Origin of the sequence: Bifidobacterium sp. SO1 (assembly GCF_018555335.1) — a bacterium.
GTDB lineage: Bacteria > Actinomycetota > Actinomycetes > Actinomycetales > Bifidobacteriaceae > Bifidobacterium > Bifidobacterium simiiventris.
In genome coordinates, this window is the sequence record NZ_JAFEJR010000001.1 from 274,022 (window position 1) to 295,502 (window position 21,481).

Genomic DNA, 21,481 nt, shown 5'->3' on the forward strand with positions numbered 1-21,481 from the left:
AGCCGAGAAAATCCTTACTTGCCTTCGACGTGATCCACGTTCTCGAGCAGGAAGCCGGTGTACTGGAACTGCTCGGTCTGGGCCTTGGCCTGACGCAGCGTGTCAAGGCCGACGCCCGCGATGATCAGGATGGTCGTGCCGCCGAACGGCAGTTGCGTGTTGAGCTGCAGGCCCATGATGAGCACGGTCGGGATGAGCGCCACGAACAGCAGGTAGACGGCACCCACCGTGTTCAGACGGTTCATCACGTAGCTCAGGTAGCGGCTGGTGGCGCTGCCGGCGCGGATGCCCGGGATGAAGCCGCCGTACTGCTTCATGTTGTCGGCGGTCTCGTCCGGGTTGAACGTGATCTCGGTGTAGAAGAAGCAGAAGAACACGATCATCAACGCGTACAGGCCGATGTACCACACGGACGTGGTGTTGGCGAGGTTGTTGTTGATCCACTTAACCCAGCTCTGGTCGGAGTTGCCGAACTGGGCGATCAGGGTCGGGATGGCGAGGATCGAGGACGCGAAGATCGGCGGGATGACGCCGGACATGTTGATCTTGAGCGGCAGGTAGGTGGACGATCCGCCGTACATCTTGCGGCCGATCATACGGCGCGTGTACTGAACCGGGATACGACGCTGGCACAGTTCGACGAAGTCGACGAAGATCAGGATGACGAGCAGCACGCCGGCGACGATCGCGAACTTCGGCCAGTTGCCGTCGGTGCCGTTCGTGCCCCAGCCGATCTCCCACAGCTGCGGCAGGAAGCCGGAGCAAATGGACATGAAGATCAAGATGGACATGCCCTGGCCGATGCCCTTGTCGGTGATCAATTCGGCCATCCACATGATCAGGCCGGTGCCGCCGGTCATGATGAGAACCATGACGACGAGGTTCCACACGGAGCCGTCCGGGATGACCTGGGAGCAGGCGTAGTTGAACAGCGCGCCAGAGCGGGCGGTGACGAGGATGGTGGTGGACTGCAGCACCGCAAGGCCAATGGTGAGATAACGAGTGTACTGCGTCAGCTTCGCCTCGCCGGACTGGCCTTCCTTGTGCAGGGCCTCGAAGCGCGGGATGACGACGCGCAGCAGCTGCACGACGATGGACGCGGTGATGTACGGCATGACGCCCAGCGCGAAGATCGACAGCTGGAGCATGGCACCGCCGGAGAACAGGTTGACCAGGCCAATGAAGTTCTCGGACGCGGTCTTCATCGTGCCCACGCACTCCTGCACGACCTTGTAATCAACACCCGGCGTCGGAATGAACGATCCGATGCGGTAGATGATGATCATGCCGAAAACGAACAGTATCTTATTTCGTAGCTCTTTGGTACGGAAGGCCTGGATTAACGTCCTCACCTGGGTTCCTTTCCATATGTGCGCCCCATGCGCACCCGTCCGGACAGACTCTAACCGACGAGTCTAGCGTACAGTGTCTACCTCTGCTCCCATGCAGCGGCCGTTCTGTCCATAATTTATCGTGCGATCATACGAAACGACCCCCGCCGCGACGAATCGCGGACGAGGGTCATTGTTCGTATCGCAGTGCGGTTGCCCCGCGAGGGTAGGAACTACTCCTCGGAGACGGAACCGCCAGCGGCCTCGATCTTGGCCTTGGCCGATGCGGAGGCCTTCACGCCCTTGATGTTGAGCGCAACGGTGACTTCACCGTCGCCCAGCACCTTGACGGGCTGGTTGGCGCGCACGGCACCCTTGGCGACCAGATCGGCGACGGTCACGTCGCCACCGGCCGGGAAGAGCTTGGCGAGAGCGGCCACGTTCACGACCTGGAACTCCTGCTTGAAGGGGTTCTTGAAGCCACGGAGTTTCGGCAGGCGCATGTACAGCGGCAGCTGGCCACCTTCGAAGCCCGGGCGAACCTGGTAACGCTTCTTGGTGCCCTTGTCGCCACGGCCCGAGGTCTTACCCTTGGAGCCTTCACCGCGGCCAACGCGGATGCGATCCTTCTTGGCGCCCGGAGCCGGACGCAGATCGTGCATCTGCAGGATAGTGGTTTCTTCTTCTGCCATAATCAGTCGACCTCCTCAACGGTGACCAGGTGGCGCACCGTCAGGATCATGCCGCGAGTGCTCTTGTTGTCCTCGAGGACAACGCTCTGGCCGATCTTGCGCAGACCGAGGGTCTGAGCGGTGGCGCGCTGCTTGGGCGTACGGTTCACCAGACCGTGGTGCAGGGTGATCTTCAGGTTAGCCATCTATCACTCACCATCCTTCTGCTGAGCCTGAGCGGCGGCCGCAGCCTCTTCGCGAGCCTTGCGGGCCTCGTCGATGCCAGCGGCGCGAGCACGCAGCAGGGCATCCGGAGCGACCTCGTTGAGGGCCAGACCACGGCGGGCCGCGATCTCTTCCGGATCTTCGAGCTGCTTGAGGGCGGCCACGGTGGCGCGAACCATGTTCACGGCGGTGGCGGAGCCCATCGACTTGGTCAGGATATCGGTGATGCCGGCGCACTCCATGACGGCGCGGACCGGACCACCAGCGATAACGCCGGTACCCGGGGCAGCCGGGCGCAGCAGCACAGTGCCGGCGGCGTCGTGGCCGATCACCGGGTGGGTGACGGTGCCGCGGACGCGCGGGACGGTGAACATGTGCTTCTTGGCGTCGAGCTGGCCCTTGGCGATAGCGGCCGGGACCTCGCGGGACTTACCGTAGCCAACGCCGACGGTGCCGTTGCCGTCACCGACGACCACGAGCGCGGCGAAGCTGAACGTACGGCCGCCCTTGTGGGTCTTGGACACACGGTTGATGGTCACCACGCGGTCGAGCAGCTCATCGCCCTGCTTCTCTTCGCGACGGTTGCGACGCTCGCCACGACGGCCTTCGCCGCGCTGGCCACGACGGGACTTGCGGTCCTCGTTCGCGTTGTTGGTCTCAGCCGCCTCAGTGTTCTGAGTTTCTTCAGCCACTTGGGTTTCCTTCTGAGTTTCGTCGCTCACAGTGCCAGACCTCCCTCGCGGGCGCCTTCAGCGACAGCTGCAACGCGACCGGTGTACTTGTTGCCGCCACGGTCGAAGACGACGGCCTCAATGCCAGCGGCCTTGGCCTTCTCGGCCAGCAGCTCACCGACCTTCTTGGCGGCCTCGACCTTGGTGCCCTCGAAACCGGCGAAATCGGCGGTCAGCGTGGACGCGGAGGCAAGAGTGATGCCCTTGGTGTCGTCAACGATCTGGGCGACCATGTGACGGTTGGAGCGGGAGACAACGAGACGCGGCATTTCCGGGGTGCCGAAGATGCGCTTGCGGATGCGGGCGTGACGGCGCTTGAGCGCGACCTTCTTGCCCTTACCGAGAATCTGAACGCTCATATCACTTACCAGCCTTTCCAGCCTTGCGCAGGATGTGCTCGTCAGCGTACTTGATGCCCTTGCCCTTGTAGGGTTCCGGAGCACGAAGCTTGCGGATGTTGGCCGCAGCCTGGCCGACAGCCTGCTTGTCGGTGCCCTTGACGATCACCGTGTTGGCGTTCGGGACCTCGAACTCGATGCCTTCGGCCGGATCCACGGTGATGGTGTGGGAGTAACCGAGAGCGAACTCGATGCTCTTGCCCTTGAGGGTGGCGCGGTAACCGGTACCAACGATCTGCAGGGTCTTGGCGTAGCCTTCGTGCACGCCCTTGACCATGCTGGCGACGATGGCGCGGGCCAGACCGTGCTTGGCACGGGTCGGACGCAGGTCATCGGCCGGGGTGAGGACGATCTCGTTGCCCTCGACCACAGCGGTGATGCCTTCAGGAATGACGTAGGAGTCGGAACCCTTCGCGCCCTTGGCCGAGAAGTTCTGACCGTCGATAGTGACTTCCACGCCGGCCGGGATGGCGACGGGGAGCTTACCAATATGCGATGCCATGATCTAGCTCTCCTTTCTCACCACACGAAAGCGACGATTTCGCCGCCGATGCCCCGGTCGAGGCATTCCTTCTGGGTCATCAATCCCGAGCTGGTCGAGATGATGGCGATACCGAGACCACCGAGCGGCATCGGCAGCGCGTCGGACTTCGCGTAGCGACGCAGGCCCGGCTTGGAAATGCGCTTGATGCCCTGGATGGAGCGCTCGCCGTTCGGACCGTACTTGAGGGTGACCTCAAGAGTCTGGCCGACCTTGGCTTCCTTGGCGGTGAAGTCCTTGATGTAGCCTTCACGCTTCAGGATCTCGGCGATGTTCGCCTTGAACTTGGAGTACGGCATGTCCACGGTCTCGTGCTTTGCCGCGCTCGCATTACGCAGACGCGTAAGCATGTCTGCGATAGGATCTGTCATTGTCATTTGGGCTGTTGCCCTTTCTCGCTATGGTTTCCGCCGCCCTCACGCCCGGCCATGATGGCACGGGCGATCGGGCCGCGGACCTTCAGCGTCGATGTTTACCAACTGGACTTCGTAACGCCGGGCAGCTCGCCGCGGTGAGCCTTCTCGCGAAGGCAGATGCGGCACAGGCCGAACTTGCGGTAGACGGAGTGGGGACGACCACAAACCTGGCAGCGCGTGTAAGCGCGAACCTTGAACTTCGGCTTGGCGGCCGCCTTGTTCTTCAGAGCGGTTTTTGCCATATCAGTTCTCCTTGAAGGGGAAGCCGAGGTGCTTGAGAAGCACGGAAGCTTCCTTGTCGTCCTTGGTGGAGGTCACCACGGTGATGTCCATACCACGCTGGTGATCGATCGAATCCGGATCGATCTCGTGGAACATGGACTGCTCGGTGAGACCAAAGTTGTAGTTGCCCTGGCCGTCGAACTGCTTGCCGTTGATGCCGCGGAAATCGCGGATACGCGGCAGAGCCAGGGTCAGCAGACGATCCAGGAACTCCCACATGCGGTCGCCACGCAGGGTGACGTACGCACCGATGGCCTGGCCCTCACGCAGGTGGAACTGCGCGACGGACTTCTTGGCCTTGGTGATCTTCGGCTTCTGGCCGGTGATCAGGGTGAGGTCCTTGACCGCGCCTTCGATGAGCTTGGAGTCGCGGGCAGCGGCACCGACGCCCATGGAGACGACGACCTTCTGGATGCGGGCCACCTGCATCGGGTTGGAGTAGTTGAACTCCTTCTCGAGCTCGGGGATGATGACCTCGTTGTACTTCTGCTTCAGGCGCGGGGTCGCCGGCGCCTCAACGGTCGTATCGGTCATGCCAGCTCCTTTCCGGACTTCTTGGCCACGCGCACGCGCACGGTCTTCACCTTGCCGTCACGAGCCTCTTCCTTCACCACAACGCCCACGCGGGTCGGCTGCTTGGTCTCCGGGTCGATCAGCATCACGTTGGAGCGATGGATCGGAGCCTCGACGGAGACGATGCCGGACTGCTGGCCCTGCTGCGTGGCGCGGACGTGCTTCTTGACGATCTGCACGCCCTCGACGATCAGACGATCGTCGGCCAGCACACGGGTGACCTTGCCTTCCTTGCCCTTGTCCTTGCCGCGAATGACCTTGACCAGGTCGCCGCTCTTGATCTTGGCTACCATGTCAGATCACCTCCGGAGCGAGGGACACGATACGCATGAAGCGCTTGTCGCGCAGCTCACGAGCGATCGGTCCGAAGATACGAGTGCCCTTCGGTTCACGGCCGGAGCCGAGAATGACGGCGGCGTTCTCGTCGAACTTGATGTAGGAGCCGTCCACACGACGGTGCTCCTTGACGGTGCGGACGACGACGGCCTTGACCACGTCGCCCTTCTTGACCGAGCCGCCAGGGATCGCGTCCTTGACGGAGGCGACGATCACGTCGCCCAGATCGGCATAGCGTCGCTTCGATCCGCCGAGCACGCGGATGCAGAGGAGTTCCTTCGCACCCGTGTTGTCGGCGACATGAAGCCGCGTTTCCTGCTGAATCATTGATTCTCCTTAGCCGAGCTGGTTCTCCCCGAGCACCCCGCCCACCTGTACTAGCATGGGCGGGGTGACTCGCGGAGCCTTGCCGAACTTGTTACTTAGCGCGCTCGATGATGGATTCGAGACGCCAACGCTTGGTCTTGCTCAGGGGCCGAGTCTCCATAATACTCACGAGGTCGCCAACGTGCGCGTCGTTGTGTTCATCATGGGCCTTGACCTTCTTGGTGGAACGAACGACCTTGCCGTACAGCGGGTGGGTCGAACGCTGCTCGAGCTCGACGGTGATCGTCTTGTCCATCGCTTCGGACACGACGTAACCGCGACGAACCTTGCGGAAGTTACGCTCTTCAGCCATTAGTTCTCCTCAGCTTTCGTATCGGATGCCTCGGGCGCCTGGCTGATGCCGAGCTCACGCTCGCGCAGGACGGTGTACATCCTGGCGATGTCGTGCTTGACCGCCTTGAGGCGGGCAGTGTTGTCGAGCTGACCGGTCGCGTGCTGGAAGCGCAGGTTGAACAGCTCTTCCTTCGACTTCTTGAGGAAACCTTCGATCTCCTCGTTGGTCTTCTCGTTCAGATTCTTGATTGCATATTCAGCGGTACCGACTGCCATCAGATATCACCACCTTCACGAGCGATAATGCGGCACTTCATCGGGAGCTTGTCGATGGCGCGGCGCAGGGCCTCGCGAGCGACGTCCTCGGAAACGCCACCGATCTCGAACATCACGCGGCCCGGACGCACGTTGGCGATCCAGAACTCCGGGGTGCCCTTACCGGAACCCATTCGGGTGCCCAGCGGCTTCTTGGTCAGCGGGCGATCCGGGAAGATCGTGATCCACACACGGCCACCACGCTTGATGTAACGGGTCATGGCGATACGGGCGGCCTCGATCTGACGGTTGGTCACGTAGGCCGGCGCGAGCGCCTGAATGCCGAAATCGCCGAACGCGATCTCGTTGCCGCCCTTGGACATGCCAGAGCGGACCGGACGATGCTGCTTGCGGTACTTAGTCCTCTTCGGGATAAGCATCAGTTCACTCCTTAGTTTCCGTTGCGGCAGGAGCCTCAGCGGCGGCGGTCTCGGCCTTCGGGGCCTCGGCCTGCTGCTGGGCGGCAGCGTTGCGGTTGCCACGGCGCGGGCGGCGATCGCCACCACGGCGGCCCGGACGGCTGTTCTGCTGCGCCTGCTGCTGCTCTTCGAACTCACGCTCGGTCATGTCGCCCTTGTAGATCCACACCTTGACGCCGATGCGGCCGTAGGTGGTCTTGGCCTCGAAGAAGCCGTAATCGATCAGGGCGCGCAGGGTCTGCAGCGGAACGCGACCCTCGCGGTAGAACTCCGAACGGCTCATTTCCGCACCGCCGAGACGGCCGGAGAGCTTGATACGGATGCCCTTGGCGCCGGCGCGCATCGCGTCCTGCTGAGCCTTGCGCATCGCGCGACGGAAGGTCACGCGGTTGGTCAGCTGTTCGGCGATGCCCTGAGCGACGAGCTGGGCGTCCAGAGCGGCGTTCTTGACCTCGAAGATGTTGAGCTGGACCTGCTTGCCGGTGAGCTTCTCGAGCTTGGCGCGAACCTTCTCAGCCTCAGCGCCACGGCGGCCGATCACGATGCCCGGACGAGCGGTGTGGATGTCCACACGCACGCGGTCGCGGGTGCGCTCGATGACGATGCGGGACACGCCCGCACGCTCGAGGTCCTTGTTCATTTCCTTGCGGATCTTGTCATCCTCGAGGACGAAGTCGCTGTAGCGCTCGCCAGGCTTGTTGGAATCGGAGAACCACTTGGAACGATGGTTTTCAGTGATGCCCAGACGATAGCCAAAGGGATTGATCTTCTGACCCATCTTTAGCGGGCTCCTTCCTTGGTAGCGACAACGACCGTGATGTGAGCGGTGCGCTTGTTGATACGAGCGGCACGGCCCTGGGCGCGGGCGCGGAAACGCTTGAGCGTCACGCCTTCGTCCACATAGGTCTCCTTGATGACCAGATCGTTCTCGCGGAACGGCTCACCGGCCTTGTCGGCCTTGACGCGAGCGTTGGCGATGGCGCTCTCGAGGACCTTGCGAACCGGCAGGGACGCGTCCTGAGGAGCGAACTTGAGGATGGTGACGGCTTCGGTCGCCTGCTTGCCGCGGATGAGGTCGACCATGCGGCGAGCCTTGCGCGGCGTCACGCGGACGTGACGAGCGATTGCTTTAGCTTCCATGTTCTATTCCTTATCCTTTAGCGGCGGGCCTTCTTGTCGTCCTTCACATGACCCTTGAAGGTCTTGGTCGGGGCGAACTCACCGAGCTTGTGACCGACCATGGCCTCGGTGACGAACACCGGGACATGCTTGCGGCCATCGTGAACAGCGAACGTGTGTCCGATGAAATCAGGGGTGATCATCGAACGGCGGGACCACGTCTTGATGACGTTGTGGGTGCCCTTCTCGTTCTGCTCGTCGACTTTCTTCTGCAGGTGGGCGTCGACGAAGGGGCCCTTCTTGATGCTACGAGTCATCTACTCGACACTCCCTTACTTGCGGTTCTTACCATTCGGACGACGACGAACAATCATCTTGTTCGAAGCCTTCTTCGGACGGCGAGTACGAACTTCGCCCTTGCCCCACGGAGACACCGGCGGCTTACCACCGCGGGTACGACCACCGTGCGGGTGATCGACCGGGTTCATGGACTCACCACGGGTCCACGGACGCTTGCCGATCCAGCGGGCGCGGCCGGCCTTGCCGAGCTGGATGTTGGCGTGATCGGAGTTGCCGACCTCACCAACGGTCGCGCGGCAGCGGGCGTCGACGTTGCGGATTTCGCCGGACGGCATACGCAGCTGGGCGTAGGCGCCATCCTTGGCGACGAGCTGAACGGCGGCACCGGCGGAACGCGCGATCTTCGCGCCGCCCAGCGGCTTGAGCTCGATGGCGTGGACCACGGTACCGGTCGGGATGTTCTTCAGCGGCAGGTTGTTGCCCGGCTTGATATCGGCGTTCTCGCCGGTCTCAATGCGGTCGCCCTGCTTGACGCCTTCCGGAGCGATGATGTAGCGCTTCTCACCATCGGCGTAGTGCAGCAGCGCGATGCGGGCGGAGCGGTTCGGGTCGTACTCGATGTGAGCGACGACTGCGGGCACGCCATCCTTGTCCCAGCGACGGAAGTCGATGAGACGGTAGGCGCGCTTGTGGCCGCCACCGCGGTGACGGGAGGTCATACGACCGTAGGAGTTACGACCGCCGGTCTTGGTCAGCTTGCGAACCAGCGACTTCTCAGGCGTGGAGCGCGTCAGATCGGAGAAGTCCGAGACAGACGCGTTACGGCGGCCAGCAGTCGTCGGCTTATAAACGCGGATAGCCATAATGTAGTTCTTCCTTTAACTTTTCTCGGCTAGCCTTCAGTTGCCGAAGATGTCGATCGTCTGGCCCTCGGCGACGGTCACGATTGCACGCTTCTGGGAAACGCGCTGGCCGAAGCCGAAACGGGTGCGCTTGCGCTTGCCGTCACGGTTGAGGGTGTTGACGTTCGTCACCTTCACCTTGAAGATCTCTTCGATAGCCTGCTTGATCTGCACCTTGTTCGCGTCCTGGGCCACCACGAAGGTGTACTGGCCACGATCGGAGAGCGCGTAGCTCTTCTCGGAGACGACAGGCTTGAGGATGACGTCGTGTGCGGGCTTGTGGATTGCGACCATTTAAGATCAGTCCTCCTTCGCGGCCGGCTCGGTCTTGCCCGCGAGGAAAGCATCGAGGCCTTCCTGGGTGAAGACGACATACTGAGCCGTGACCACATCGTACGTGTTGAGCTGATCGGCGAAGATCGGGTGGACGGTCGGGATGTTGCGGACCGACAGCCACTCGTTGATGTTCTCGCGGGACAGCACCACGGTGGTGAACTTGTTCTCGGTGATCGGGGACAGCGCGGCGACGGCGGCCTTGGTGGACGGGGTATCGGTGATACCGAAGTTCACCACGGCGACGCGGCCGGCGTTCGCACGATCGGACAGGACGTAGCGCAGAGCCGCGGCCTTCATCTTCTTGGGGGTGCGCTGCGAGTAGTCGCGCGGCTGCGGACCGAACACGGTGCCGCCGTGGTACCACTGCGGGGCGCGGATGGAGCCCTGGCGGGCACGACCGGTGCCCTTCTGCTTCCACGGCTTCTTGCCGCCGCCGGAGACCATGCCACGAGTCTTGGTGGCGTGGGTGCCGGCGCGGGCAGCAGCGAGCTGAGCCACAACGACCTGGTGGATCAGCGGGACGCGGGAGGCGACCTCTTCGGCGGTGTGGCCGAAGATCTCAGCCGGGACCTCGACGGTGCCGGTGGTAGCGCCCTGGGCGTCAGACACGTTCAGAGTAACGTTTGCCATGATTGATCAGACTCCCCTTACTTCACTGCCGTGCGGACGAGAACGATGCCGCCCTTCGGGCCCGGGATCGCGCCCTTGATGGCGAGAATGCTGTTCTCGGCATCCGCGGACATGACGGTCAAGCCCTGAGCGGTCGCGGTCACGTGACCCATGCGGCCGGCCATACGCTTGCCCTTGAGAATACGGCTCGGGGTAGCGCATGCGCCGACAGAGCCGGGGCGACGCTCGTTCTTGTGAGAGCCGTGAGAACGACGGTAGGACTTGAAGCCCCAGCGCTTGATGGTGCCGGCGAAGCCCTTGCCCTTGGTGGTGCCGGTGACGTCGACTTCAGAGCCTTCCGGGAAGAACTCGATGGAGAGCTCCTGGCCCGGCTCGTACTCGGCGGCGTCCTCGGTGCGCACCTCGACGAGGTGACGGCGCGGGGTCACGCCAGCCTTGGCGAAGTGGCCGGCGAGCGGCTTGGTCACCTTGGTGGGATCGATCTGGCCGTAGCCGATCTGAACAGCCTTGTAACCGTCGGTCTCTTCGGACTTGACGGCGGTCACCACGTTGGTGGACACATCAACGAGGGTGACGGGGACGAAGAAACCGTTCTCGTCCCAGACCTGAGTCATGCCGAGCTTCTTGCCCAGCAGAGCCTTGTGGCTACCTCTCTGCGAAGTCATAGTGGTTCCCTCCTCCCTTACAGCTTGATCTCGATGTTGACATCTGCGGGCAGATCAATGTGCATCAGGGAGTCCACGGCCTTCGGGGTCGGGTCCACGATGTCGATGAGGCGCTTGTGAGTGCGCATCTCGAAGTGCTCGCGAGAATCCTTGTACTTGTGAGGAGAACGAATAACAACAAAGACGTTCTTCTCGGTCGGGAGCGGAACCGGGCCAACCACAGTTGCACCCGCGTTCGTCACCGTTTCGACGATCTTCTTCGCCGATTGGTCGATGACCTCGTGGTCATAGGACTTAAGCCTGATGCGGATTTTCTGTCCCGCCATTGCCGTCCGCCCTTTCTAGCGATTCGTGTACTGTTTACCAGCCTGCTTCGAGGGCACCGGAGGACCTGGCCGCAGCAAGGCACACCCCATGCGAGATGATTCTTGTGGCCAAACCACATCAGTGCGCGGCATCCGGGCTTCCACTGGCGTGGGTTTCCGTTCCGCGCTCGCTTTTTTGATTCCAATTTGCGAGCCCAAATCAGGCAACTTGTTTATTAAAGCACTAGGTATGGCCTTAATGAACTCGGGCGTGTCGCGACTGCGACACGCCCTTCGTGCTGTCATATTTCCTCATCCTCCCTACCGGTCGTCTTCGGCGTTGCCTACCGGAAACCCACCGGGTCCCCCGCCTTAACGACTCCGCAGTCGTGTCGCGACCGCGATATGCCCTTCTCGCTGTCATATTTCCTCGGCCTTCCCTACCGGTCGCCCTTGGCGTCGCCTACGAAGAGCCCACAGGACTCTTCGCTTCACGGCTCCGCAGGCGAGCCGCCGCACTCCCCCTCCTGAGGCTGACTCATATCCTATATTCATCACGACCAATCACGAGCTAACGCCATCCGGGACGCTACACAGCATCGCGCGTTCGCTGCCGCCGCCTCCGGCGTCACCTACCGGAAACCCACCGGGTCCCCGCCTTAACGGCTCCGCAGTCGTGTCGCGACTGCGACACACCCCTCGTGCTGCCATATTTCCTCATCCTCCCCACCGGTCGTCTTCGGCGTCGCCTACGAAGAGTCCACAGGACTCTTCGCTTCACGGCTCCGCGGGCGAGTCGCCGCCTTCCCCTCCTGAGGCTGACTCATATCTCATATTCGTCACAACCAATCACGAGCTAACGCCATCCGGACGCTACACAGCATCGCGCGTTCGCCGCCGCCTCCTCCGGCGTCACCTACCGGAAACCCATCGGGTCCCCGCCTTAACGGCTCCGAGGACGCGCCGCGCCTCGCTGCCATATTTTTCTTCATCTTCCCTTATCGGTCATCTTCGGCGCCTCACTTACGGACAGTTCCGAACTCTTCACTCCAAGGCTCTGCAGGAGATCTGCTGCGCCCCGTCTACTCTGACTGTTGTCCTATATCGTCCGGTCAATTGCGAGGTATCGTCAATTGGCGAATTCCACTTGTGCGGTTCCACGAACAGGTCATTCGGATACTGATATATATTTAGCTCCATCAATCATCATTGACATCGCGCATCAGGGTATCCAGGTTATCGCCAGTATACGCGGTGATGACTCTTTGATATGTCCGGGATCATGCACTTACTGACGAAAAGTGGGTGGTGGCGGACGCAAAAATCCGTAAGTGGGTGTTTGCCTACCACAAAAACCGGGGTTTAGCCTTCCTCGTGGTAGGTGAACACCCACTTACAGATTCATGGTATGGATTCACCCACTTATGCAGACAATTCATGGTATGCAAACGCCCACTTACGGATTCAGCGTCCGCAATCACCCACTTGCAGCATCTCTTTATGGTAGGCAAACACCCACTATCCAATATTCCGTCCGTAAACGCCCACTTGTGGCCCACCCATAATGGTAGGTGATCGCCCACTTACCATTCTCTTCGTCCACAATCACCCACTTATCGCGCCGCCTGCACCAGCAAACAGCCATACACTTCATCATCCGCGCCATCAGATATTCATTACAACCGGCACATAACCGCAAACCGCCTACCCCGTCCCAACCATCGGTCGACTATGTACAGATGCAGCAACCGTCCATCACACATTCATGTACGACTTGTCCATCACGGTCACCATCAGTCATAACTCCACGAATCGCAGCATGCACGTATGCGCCGTCTGTAATATCGATCGGCCATACACTCGCAGCCATCATCTCGGTACAAGATCAGCCACGGCTCGCCACTTCCACAAACCATCCGTTCCACAGGCCGTCCGCAGAACCAGCCGATCGTCCACAGTCATCATCTTCGTCCGCAATCATCACCTGCCGAGGCAGCATCGCCGCAAACAATTTTTCTCCCGGCATCACGGCACGAAGCTCAACCGATCCGCGGCTTTCATATTCGCGATCGACGTCGGACTCGTCATGGCTACGCAGGACCGGCGCCAACCGCCGATCGCACCGTCCATCGATTGCGGCCACACCGACGTCACTCCTTATATATAGAAGATCCAACCGGCAGACGCAGCATGGCCGCGACGCGCGTTCCGCCGCGTCACCGAACATGAGAAACTACGCATGGTCCGCCTGAGCCGGCCAGACGGCAGCGCAACGTCACCGCACGAGTAAACCTCCGCTGAATCGGAACATGAGGCGCCGGCCACCGGATCATCTCACCGCACGCGCGGAACGCCGGCTTTTTCCATTTTGGCGATCAGATCGCGCCGTTTGAACGCGTCGGCGAACGAGAACCGGAACATCTCGTCGGCCACCAGTCGAATCCGTTCCTCGCGCTCCTTCTCCGCGATCACCGTGTCTTGCAGGCTCCCATTCACGTACATTGACGGGTCGCGGTACTTCACCCGCCCGTCCAGCTCGCCGACGATGAACCGCCCGTCGCGGGTACGCCATGCGAAATCAACCCGGTCGCGATGCGCCAGATCATACGGATTAACGATCTCCTCCTGCACGCGCGGCGGCACGAACCCTTCCTCGACCATAACCGCGTATGAATACGCTTCGCCGCCGTTCTCGGTACCGCCCGGCGCATGGTCGACCGCCAGCAGCGATCGGGAACGGAACCGCCCGGGCAATGTCAGGCAGTGTTCGCGCATCTCGTCGCGTTGCATGACGTTGTTGCGCAGCGCAGCCTCCGCCACGCATAGTCCGTCCGCGAAATCGAGCCGCCGCGTGCAGTCGTAGATGGTGCGTGGCAGCGGCGTGACGCGCACGCCGTCGACCAGTTCGGAACGCTCCCAGTCCGATTCCGAAACGAAATGACGGCGGACGCGACCGCTGTCGTGCCCGTGACGTTGCCGGTTCGTGGCGATGTGGAACAGGTCGAGGTGACGGATTGAATCGTTGATACCGTACATGGCCGCCGCGCTCATGTCGCAGAACAGCCAATTTGGATGGCGGAGCGTCAGCGTGCGGGCGATGCGGCGGTATTGTTCGACCGGGTCCAGGTTGTTCCACGGATCGGGTTGCACGTAACAGGCATCGAACACGCGGACCAGCTCGCCGGCTTGGGCGCGGCGGCGTATGGCACGTTGTTCGGCGTCGGTGAGACCCCAGATGCACAGGCGGTGCCGTTCGGCCTCGATGTATCGGGCGTGCAATGCGGTATTCGTTCTCATGAGCGCACTGTAGCGGATTTCGGCGCGGGAGCAAGACGATTCCGGGGTATGTGGTCGAAAGGTCGGAGTTATCCACATTCGGCGTGTCTGTCCACATTTTTTGTGGACGGCTGAGCGACTATCCACAATCGCCGGCACGCTCGGACGCATCCTCATGATCGGCGACGCAACCACCGAACGCCTCGGAGCATGGTCATCATCATGTTCCACGTGAAACTATGTAGCACAGACAGCATTGCCGCACGCATGTTCGTCACCGCTGTCGATCAATCGTCGTATCGCAACTGGCGAGTCGGCGAGCGCCTTCATACCATATACATCATGACTACGCCGACCATGCCGTCGTCTCCAGCCGGCGACCATCCTTCCGATAATTCACAACACACACAGCATCCGTCTCCACAAACACGCCGTGCGACGACTGCAGATCAGCAGCAACAACGACAATCCATCGTCAACCATCACACCGACGACGCCGGCATCGGCCATTCCATTACAGCGGTCGATCGTTCCATCGCACCCGCCGGCCGCACCGCCGCACCCGCCGATCGGCCCGCTGTATCCGTCGATCGTCCCGCCATGCCCGACAATCCCGCCACATCCACCGTCCGCGACATCACGTACGTAGATCGCGACATCATCTCCGTCGGTCACACCGCCGAGTCCGAATCAGCTCACCGCACCGCGTCTCCGCACACCGCCACATCACCGCACACCGCCACATCGCCGCACGCCCCCTCGTCTCCGCACACCGCACGGTCTCCCCGTACCACCACACCACGCGACTGGATTCCCGACCAGCCCGGCGCATGGGCGATGGCGATCCTGCCCACGCTGGCCGGCATGATCGTCGGCGGCGCGAACACGGCCACCGTCTGGCTGCTCATCGCATGGATCCTGTGCTACTGCGTTCAGTTCACCGCCGCACGATGGCTCAAATCACGGTTCGCACGCCGCTACCTACCGCCGACCGTCATATATACGGTATTGCTCGCCGCGATCGGCCTGCCGTTCGTAGCCCTCCACCCGACGATCCTGTGGTGGGCGCCGCTGTACATCGCGCTGGCCGGACTGTCGTTCGCTGCCGCATGGCTACGCCGCGAACGCACGCTCTGGGGCAATGCGGTCGCGATCCTCGCCGCCTGCACGATGGCAATGGTCGTCGGCTCGTTCGGCAATCATGCAGCCGACGCCCGGATCCCGGCGCTCGCCAACGGCGGGTTACCCGCGGCCGTGGTGTTTCTGCTCGCACAGTTCGGTTCGGTGCTGTTCGTGAAGACGATGATCCGCGAACGCGGCAATGCCGGATACCTGTGGGCGTCGTGGATCTGGCATGGCGTACTGCTGGCGGCGGCGTTCGGACTATGGGGATTGCTGGGGTTCGGCCGCCTGTTCGCGATGTTGACTATCACCTGCGCGTGGCTGATGATGCGGGCGGTCGCGATGCCGTTGGTCGCGCGGCGACGCGCGGTCAGGCCGATTGCCGTCGGCCTGGTCGAAATGGTGTCGAGCCTGCTGGTGTTCGCAGCCGTGGTGATGACGTTCTGAACGATCGGTCGACACGAATCGCGTCTATGAGACCCTGTGATCCGCGTCACGGTTGCGGCGAACGGTGAGATGGCCGTTGAATCGTGCCGTCGGGCTTTCTATCGTGTGTCCCGTGACACAATCGCGCGGCTCCCAGATCAGACCCATCACGGCGCACAATGCCAACCAGTTGTACCAGCACGGCACGCTCGCGCTGCTCGTGCCTGGACTGCTGGAGGGCACGACGACCATCGGCGAACTACTCACGCATGGCGACACCGGCATCGGCACGGGTGAGGGACTCGACGGCGAGCTCATCATCCTTGACGGCGTGGCATACAAAGTCGGTAGCACCGGCGTGGCCGAACGCGTGCCGGACGATTTCACGATGCCGTTCGCGAACGTGCATCACGCCGCGTTCCAGTACCAGTGCGAGCGCTCGGACATCGGTCTCAAGGAACTCAACAAGCGCATCGTGGAGGCAAACGGGCGTGCGAACACGTTCTTTTCGGTGATTGTGCGCGGCACGTTCAGTTTCATGAAAACCCGCGCGGTGATCAAGCAGCAGGCTCCGTACCCGACGCTGGTGGAGGTGGCCGACCGGCAGGCAACGTTCCTGCGGCACGACGTGCAGGGCACGATGCTCGGCTATTTTTCGCCGGTGATGTTCCATGGCGCGGCGGTGGCCGGGTTCCACGAACATTTTCTGTCCGACGACCGCACGTTCGGCGGGCATGTGCTGGATGCGGTGCTCGATCACGGCAAGATCTACAGTCAGGTGTTCGATACGCTGGTGCAGCATCTGCCGGTGGATGATCCTGGATACCGCGAGCATGATTTCAGCAATGATCCGATTGCCGAGGCGATCACCAGCGCGGAAGGCGACACGAAGTAACGGCTCACGGGATGGAATTGACCCGATTATATCCGTCGCGTGAACCAGAAAGACCTCGCATGATCAACGCTCAGGCCACGAATACACAAGAGGGAGCCCGCCCGAGATGGGCGAACTCCCTCAGTGCCTGATCAGACATTCAGTCTCAGACGCGCTCGGAGGCTTCCTCCGTGGCGGCCACGCCTTCGCGCTCGACGCGGATGCGGTGGCCTTCGGCCTGCGGCACGCCGTAGTACGCGGCGATGGCGATGTCCTTCATGTCCTCGATCTGCGGGATGCGCGGGTTCGCGGGGGCGCACTGGTCCTCGTAGGCACGCATGCCGATCTGATCGAGCACGCTCCAGAAGTAGTCCTCGTCCACGCCGCAATCCTGGAAGCTCTTGTTCATGCCGAGCTTGTTGTCGCGGTAGTCCTCGACCGCGCGGGCCAGGTTCTCGACGGCTTCGGCCGGGGTCTTGCCCGGGTCGATGCCGAGGTTGATAGCGATGTCGCGGTAGCGCTCATCGGCGATGTACTTGTTGTACTTCGGCCACGAGGTCGGCTCCTCCGGCACCTGGCCGTTGTAGCGGATCACGTACGGCAGCAGGATGGAGTTGGTGCGGCCGTGGGCGACGTGGCACAGCGCGCCGATGGTGTGCGCCATGCCGTGGCACATGCCGAGGAACGCGGAGCCGAACGCCATGCCGGCCATGGTGGCGGCATTGTGCATCTTCTCCTGTGCCTTGGTCTTCTCCAGGCCCGGCTCGCCGTTGACGGACTCGGCCAGGTTGTCCCAGATGAGCTTGGCCGCGTGCAGCGCCATGCCGTCGGTGAAGTCGTTCGCGTACACGGAGACATACGCCTCGAACGAGTGGGTCAGGGCGTCGAAACCGGCGTCGGACGCGAGCTTGCGCGGCTGGGTGCGGGCGAGCACCGGGTCGACGATCGCGACGGACGGGGTGAGCGCGTAGTCGGTGATCGGGTACTTGTAACCGGTCTTGTGGTCGGTGATCACGGCGAACGGCGTGACTTCGGAACCGGTGCCGGACGAGGTCGGGATGCACACGAGCTTGGCCTTCTTGCCCAGCGGCGGGATCTTGAAGGCGCGCTTGCGGATATCGAAGAACTTCTCACGAACGTCAGAGAAGGAGATTTCCGGGTGCTCGTACAGCAGCCACATGATCTTGGCTGCGTCCATCGGGGAGCCACCGCCGACCGCGATGATCGTGTCGGGCTCGAACTCCTCGCGCATCATCTCGGCGCCACGCTCGACGGTCTCGACGGACGGTTCCGGCTCGACGTAGTCGATGATGCGGAAGGTGACGCGGTTGGCGCGGGCACGCAGCTGGTCGATGACCTTGTCGACGATGCCAAGCTGTTCCATGACCTTGTCGCACACGATGACGGCCTTCTCGATGCCGTACATGTCGCGCAGGTACTTGATGGCGTTCGGCTCGAAGTAGGTCTTGGCCGGGATCTTGAACCACTGCATGTTGTTGTTCCTCCGAGCGATGCGCTTGATGTTGAGCAGGTTGACCGCCTGCACGTTGCCGGACACCGAGTTGCCGCCGTAGGAGCCGCAGCCGAGGGTGAGCGACGGGGCGATGGCGTTGTAGATGTCGCCGACGCCGCCGAGCGAGCTCGGGGAGTTCCAGATGATGCGGCAGGCGTGCATTCTGAGGCCATACTCGCGCACGAGCGCCTCGTTGTTGGTGTGGATGGCGGCGGTGTGGCCGGCACCGAGCTTCAACATGGCCTCGCACATCTCAAACGCCTGTTCCTTGTTGTCGGCCTTGAGCACAGCGTGCACCGGGGCGAGCTTCTCGTGAGTGAGCGGCTCGTTGTCGGAGACCTCGGAGCATTCGGCGGCGATGATGGTCGCGTCGGCCGGGATCTCGAAGCCGGCGGCCTTGGCGATGTACTGCGGGGACTTGCCCGGCACCACGGAGTTAAGCTTCGGGGTGCCGCCGGAGAATGCGGTGCAGCCGAACATGTACTGCTCGAGCTTGGCCTTCTCCTCGTCGTTGACGAAGTACGCCTTGCGGCGCTTGAGTTCCTTGACCAGCGGATCGTAGATGTCCTTGTGGGCGATGATGGCCTGTTCGGTGGCGCAGATCATGCCGTAGTCGAAGTGCTTGGACAGGATCAGGTCGTTCGCGGCGCGCACGATGTCCACGTCGGAGTCGACGTAGGCCGGGGCGTTGCCGGCGCCGACGCCGAGGGCCGGCTTGCCGGAGGAGTACGCGGCCTTGACCATGCCCGGGCCGCCGGTGGCGAGGATGGTGGCGACGCCGTCGTGCTTCATGAGCGCGCCGGTGGCCTCGATGGACGGGTGCTCGATCCACTGGATGCAGTCGGCCGGGGCGCCGGCCTCGATGGCCGCGTCACGCACGATGCGGGCGGCTTCGGCGGAGCACTTCTGCGCGAACGGGTGGAAGCCGAAGATGATCGGGCAACGGGTCTTGAGCGCAATGAGCGACTTGAAGATGGTGGTGGAGGTCGGGTTGGTGACCGGGGTGACGCCGGCGACGACGCCGACCGGCTCGGCGATCTCGTCGATGCCCATGACGTCGTCCTCGCGGATCACGCCAACGGTGCGCTGGCCCGCCAGGTAGTTGGTGACATGCTCGCACGCGAAGATGTTCTTGGTGGCCTTGTCTTCCACGAGACCACGGCCGGTCTCGTCGACGGCCATCTTCGCGAGCACGAGGTGCTTGTTCAGCGCGGCGATGGACGCCTTGGCGACGATGCGGTCGACCTGCTTCTGGTCGAGCTTCTCGAACTCGGTGAGGGCCTTGAGACCCTTCTTGACGAGCGCGTCGACCTCGGCCTCGGCGGCCGCCTTCTTCTCTTCAGGGGTCGGCTTGGTGGGGGCCTCGGCCTGCTGTGCTTCTGCCATGAATCCTCCTTGACTTGCTCGGAGCAACTTATTCCCGCCACGTCAACGACCGGGCTGCCGGTCGCATGGCACCCTCTATGAGCTGCCGTTCTGTGGCCTACGTCACAATGTACCGAACGGACGTTCGCATCGCACACGCACACAAACAGCGGCGTTTCATGTGCTTTTTTGTCTTGTTTTTGTTCGTTATAAGGTCGATTTATGACAAGTTGGCAACAAAATCGGGTTTTTCGCAACCTTTTGTTCACTTTTTCCATCGATATCACAAGTGAGCTCACATCCGGCAGAATCAACTTTAGAAAAACAACTTTATATAAGTTTAACCTTCACACCAAGTTACATAAAACTGCTTTTATAAAGTATGCTTGTTATCCACAACCACGCCACCGAACAACCACCCAACCGCGAGGCCAGCAATGACAACGATGCCATCAGCGACGATCAGGACACAGAACCAAACCGCCATCATCCATCACCTCTATCAGCACCATCAAGCCACCAAACTCGAGCTGATGCAGTCGCTGAACCTCAGCAGCCCCACGGTCACGCAAAACCTACGTGACCTGACCGCCGGCGGCATCGTCTCCCCCGGCGCACTGCAGCAGTCCACCGGCGGGCGCAAGGCACGAGCCTTCATCTTCAACCCGAACCACCGACTTGCGATCGGCGTCGCACCCACACCGACCGCCGTAACGTTACGGGCGATCAATCTGTACGGAGCAACGGTCGCCGATCTCAGCCGCACGCTCCCCTATCGCAACGACGCCGCCTACTGGCAGCGGGTCGGCATCATCGTCAATGAATTTGCCGCAAACGTTACCAAGTCCACCAATCACAATGCAGACGGACCAGCAGACAACGATCGCACGATACTCGGCATCGGTCTATGTCTGCGCACCCCGGCAGCTACGCCGCTCGCCCAGACCGCGCATTATCCGTGCGCCACGATCCACTACGCGGACGCATCGGCCACCGCCGAAGCATGGTTCGACCCGACGCTCGACGATGCGATCTGCGTCTATCTCGACCGGCAGCCCAGTGGCTCGCTGATCATCGGCGGACGGCTGCACCAGCCGACGAGCAGAGCGGCCGATGCCATGAACGACAACGGCACCGCGATCGCGCATCGCAACGGCACGATCGAACACATGACGCTCGTACCAGGAGGCCGCGAATGTACGTGCGGCAGACGAGGCTGCATGAGCGCGTACTGTTCGCCGCAAACGTTGCCAGAGGACTACGAAAGCATCCCCGGCTTCTTCAGTGTGCTCGAACAAGGCGAGACGCATCACCGCGAACGTATGAACGAGTGGCTGGACTATGTGGCACAGGCCATCGCGAACGCCCGCACCATCGTGGCAGGCGACGTGATCGTCGGCGGCGAGGCGGCGCAGTATCTCGATGACAACGATATCGCCGAACTGACGCGACGCGTGATCGCGAGGTCGGGCGAACGGCACATGACGCGAACGACGGACGCGGCGACGACAACGATGTCATCACCGACAGCAACAGCGAACCGGGCACAGCCAACGACGGTCCTCACACCAATGGCGGCGGCCTTCGACCTCGATCCCATGCCGGAGCCATTCACCTTGCGCATCAGCCGCGCCGACGACCGGCTGCACGTGACCGGCGCGGCACTCGGCTTCGTGCAACGGTACATGCACCGACTCGCCGGCATCTGACACGGCCATTCGGCGGCCGCAACGTCTCCTCGCCAAATCGC

The 21,481-nt window shown here is 62.0% G+C and carries 28 protein-coding genes; 3 read left to right on the top strand and 25 right to left on the bottom strand.

What is annotated here, in order from left to right:
• Positions 1-14: 14 nt before the first annotated feature.
• The 24 genes from secY to JS541_RS01335 all read right to left on the bottom strand — a co-directional run bounded on the left by secY (position 15) and on the right by JS541_RS01335 (position 14,452).
• Positions 15-1,352: a preprotein translocase subunit SecY gene (gene secY, locus JS541_RS01220; RefSeq protein WP_214372507.1), complete on the bottom strand. Its 1,338-nt coding sequence runs from the start codon at positions 1,350-1,352 to the stop codon at positions 15-17.
• A 212-nt stretch (positions 1,353-1,564) separates the two neighbouring features.
• Positions 1,565-2,023, bottom strand: a complete 459-nt coding sequence (rplO, locus tag JS541_RS01225) for a 50S ribosomal protein L15 (protein WP_214372509.1) — start codon at positions 2,021-2,023, stop codon at positions 1,565-1,567.
• A gap of 2 nt (positions 2,024-2,025) precedes the next feature.
• Positions 2,026-2,208: a 50S ribosomal protein L30 gene (rpmD, locus tag JS541_RS01230; RefSeq protein WP_033493939.1), complete on the bottom strand. Its 183-nt coding sequence runs from the start codon at positions 2,206-2,208 to the stop codon at positions 2,026-2,028.
• Positions 2,209-2,211: 3 nt separating this feature from the next.
• Positions 2,212-2,949 carry a 30S ribosomal protein S5 gene (gene rpsE / locus JS541_RS01235; protein ID WP_214372511.1) on the bottom strand — a complete coding sequence of 246 codons (738 nt, stop codon included), beginning with the start codon at positions 2,947-2,949 and terminating at the stop codon, positions 2,212-2,214.
• Positions 2,946-3,317, bottom strand: a complete 372-nt coding sequence (rplR, locus tag JS541_RS01240; RefSeq protein ID WP_214372513.1) for a 50S ribosomal protein L18 — start codon at positions 3,315-3,317, stop codon at positions 2,946-2,948. The genes rpsE and rplR overlap by 4 nt, the downstream gene beginning before the upstream one ends.
• A 1-nt stretch (position 3,318) precedes the next feature.
• Positions 3,319-3,858, bottom strand: a complete 540-nt coding sequence (gene rplF / locus JS541_RS01245) for a 50S ribosomal protein L6 (protein ID WP_152357689.1) — start codon at positions 3,856-3,858, stop codon at positions 3,319-3,321.
• 17 nt (positions 3,859-3,875) lie between these two features.
• Positions 3,876-4,274 (bottom strand): 30S ribosomal protein S8, encoded by a 399-nt coding sequence (rpsH, locus tag JS541_RS01250; protein WP_214372515.1) that lies wholly within the window; start codon positions 4,272-4,274, stop codon positions 3,876-3,878.
• Between the two features lie 95 nt (positions 4,275-4,369).
• Positions 4,370-4,555 (bottom strand): type Z 30S ribosomal protein S14, encoded by a 186-nt coding sequence (locus JS541_RS01255; protein WP_003808046.1) that lies wholly within the window; start codon positions 4,553-4,555, stop codon positions 4,370-4,372.
• A gap of 1 nt (position 4,556) precedes the next feature.
• Complete coding sequence (gene rplE / locus JS541_RS01260) at positions 4,557-5,129, bottom strand: 50S ribosomal protein L5 (protein WP_163232115.1); 573 nt, start codon at positions 5,127-5,129, stop codon at positions 4,557-4,559.
• Complete coding sequence (gene rplX, locus JS541_RS01265) at positions 5,126-5,461, bottom strand: 50S ribosomal protein L24 (RefSeq protein ID WP_094730276.1); 336 nt, start codon at positions 5,459-5,461, stop codon at positions 5,126-5,128. The genes rplE and rplX overlap by 4 nt, the downstream gene beginning before the upstream one ends.
• 1 nt (position 5,462) lies before the next feature.
• Complete coding sequence (gene rplN / locus JS541_RS01270; RefSeq protein WP_152357685.1) at positions 5,463-5,831, bottom strand: 50S ribosomal protein L14; 369 nt, start codon at positions 5,829-5,831, stop codon at positions 5,463-5,465.
• Between the two features lie 91 nt (positions 5,832-5,922).
• On the bottom strand, positions 5,923-6,183 hold the full coding sequence (rpsQ, locus tag JS541_RS01275) for a 30S ribosomal protein S17 (RefSeq protein ID WP_033493921.1): 261 nt from the start codon (positions 6,181-6,183) through the stop codon (positions 5,923-5,925).
• Complete coding sequence (gene rpmC / locus JS541_RS01280) at positions 6,183-6,440, bottom strand: 50S ribosomal protein L29 (protein WP_094730273.1); 258 nt, start codon at positions 6,438-6,440, stop codon at positions 6,183-6,185. The genes rpsQ and rpmC overlap by 1 nt, the downstream gene beginning before the upstream one ends.
• Positions 6,440-6,859 (bottom strand): 50S ribosomal protein L16, encoded by a 420-nt coding sequence (gene rplP, locus JS541_RS01285; protein WP_094730272.1) that lies wholly within the window; start codon positions 6,857-6,859, stop codon positions 6,440-6,442. The genes rpmC and rplP overlap by 1 nt, the downstream gene beginning before the upstream one ends.
• A gap of 4 nt (positions 6,860-6,863) precedes the next feature.
• Entirely contained in the window at positions 6,864-7,676 is an 813-nt protein-coding gene (gene rpsC, locus JS541_RS01290; protein ID WP_214372517.1) for a 30S ribosomal protein S3, read from the bottom strand.
• Positions 7,677-7,678: 2 nt separating this feature from the next.
• The gene (rplV, locus tag JS541_RS01295; protein ID WP_163232120.1) at positions 7,679-8,038 is read right to left on the bottom strand and encodes a 50S ribosomal protein L22; all 360 of its coding nucleotides are present in this window, start codon (positions 8,036-8,038) and stop codon (positions 7,679-7,681) included.
• Positions 8,039-8,055: 17 nt separating this feature from the next.
• Positions 8,056-8,334: a 30S ribosomal protein S19 gene (gene rpsS / locus JS541_RS01300; protein WP_015450968.1), complete on the bottom strand. Its 279-nt coding sequence runs from the start codon at positions 8,332-8,334 to the stop codon at positions 8,056-8,058.
• 15 nt (positions 8,335-8,349) lie between these two features.
• A complete protein-coding gene (gene rplB / locus JS541_RS01305) occupies positions 8,350-9,180 on the bottom strand; it encodes a 50S ribosomal protein L2 (protein WP_214372518.1) in 831 nt (276 codons plus the stop codon).
• 36 nt (positions 9,181-9,216) lie between these two features.
• Positions 9,217-9,513 (bottom strand): 50S ribosomal protein L23, encoded by a 297-nt coding sequence (gene rplW, locus JS541_RS01310; protein ID WP_214372519.1) that lies wholly within the window; start codon positions 9,511-9,513, stop codon positions 9,217-9,219.
• Between the two features lie 6 nt (positions 9,514-9,519).
• Positions 9,520-10,185, bottom strand: a complete 666-nt coding sequence (rplD, locus tag JS541_RS01315) for a 50S ribosomal protein L4 (protein ID WP_163232126.1) — start codon at positions 10,183-10,185, stop codon at positions 9,520-9,522.
• A 17-nt stretch (positions 10,186-10,202) separates the two neighbouring features.
• Complete coding sequence (gene rplC, locus JS541_RS01320; protein WP_163232128.1) at positions 10,203-10,850, bottom strand: 50S ribosomal protein L3; 648 nt, start codon at positions 10,848-10,850, stop codon at positions 10,203-10,205.
• 17 nt (positions 10,851-10,867) lie between these two features.
• The gene (gene rpsJ, locus JS541_RS01325) at positions 10,868-11,176 is read right to left on the bottom strand and encodes a 30S ribosomal protein S10 (RefSeq protein WP_003808013.1); all 309 of its coding nucleotides are present in this window, start codon (positions 11,174-11,176) and stop codon (positions 10,868-10,870) included.
• A gap of 1,864 nt (positions 11,177-13,040) precedes the next feature.
• Entirely contained in the window at positions 13,041-13,298 is a 258-nt protein-coding gene (locus tag JS541_RS01330; protein ID WP_214372520.1) for a hypothetical protein, read from the bottom strand.
• A 191-nt stretch (positions 13,299-13,489) separates the two neighbouring features.
• Entirely contained in the window at positions 13,490-14,452 is a 963-nt protein-coding gene (locus JS541_RS01335) for a hypothetical protein (protein ID WP_214372521.1), read from the bottom strand.
• Between the two features lie 321 nt (positions 14,453-14,773).
• On the opposite strand from JS541_RS01335, the gene JS541_RS15040 reads away from it, so the two are divergent.
• Both JS541_RS15040 and budA read left to right on the top strand, forming a co-directional pair.
• Complete coding sequence (locus JS541_RS15040; protein ID WP_346428266.1) at positions 14,774-16,000, top strand: YwiC-like family protein; 1,227 nt, start codon at positions 14,774-14,776, stop codon at positions 15,998-16,000.
• A 112-nt stretch (positions 16,001-16,112) separates the two neighbouring features.
• Positions 16,113-16,874 carry an acetolactate decarboxylase gene (budA, locus tag JS541_RS01345; RefSeq protein WP_214372522.1) on the top strand — a complete coding sequence of 254 codons (762 nt, stop codon included), beginning with the start codon at positions 16,113-16,115 and terminating at the stop codon, positions 16,872-16,874.
• Positions 16,875-17,019: 145 nt separating this feature from the next.
• Here budA and adhE read toward each other — a convergent pair whose 3' ends face one another.
• Positions 17,020-19,752, bottom strand: a complete 2,733-nt coding sequence (gene adhE / locus JS541_RS01350; protein ID WP_214372523.1) for a bifunctional acetaldehyde-CoA/alcohol dehydrogenase — start codon at positions 19,750-19,752, stop codon at positions 17,020-17,022.
• Between the two features lie 425 nt (positions 19,753-20,177).
• Here adhE and JS541_RS01355 point away from each other — a divergent pair, with 425 nt between their 5' ends.
• Positions 20,178-21,440, top strand: a complete 1,263-nt coding sequence (locus tag JS541_RS01355) for an ROK family transcriptional regulator (protein WP_214372525.1) — start codon at positions 20,178-20,180, stop codon at positions 21,438-21,440.
• Positions 21,441-21,481: the final 41 nt, after the last annotated feature.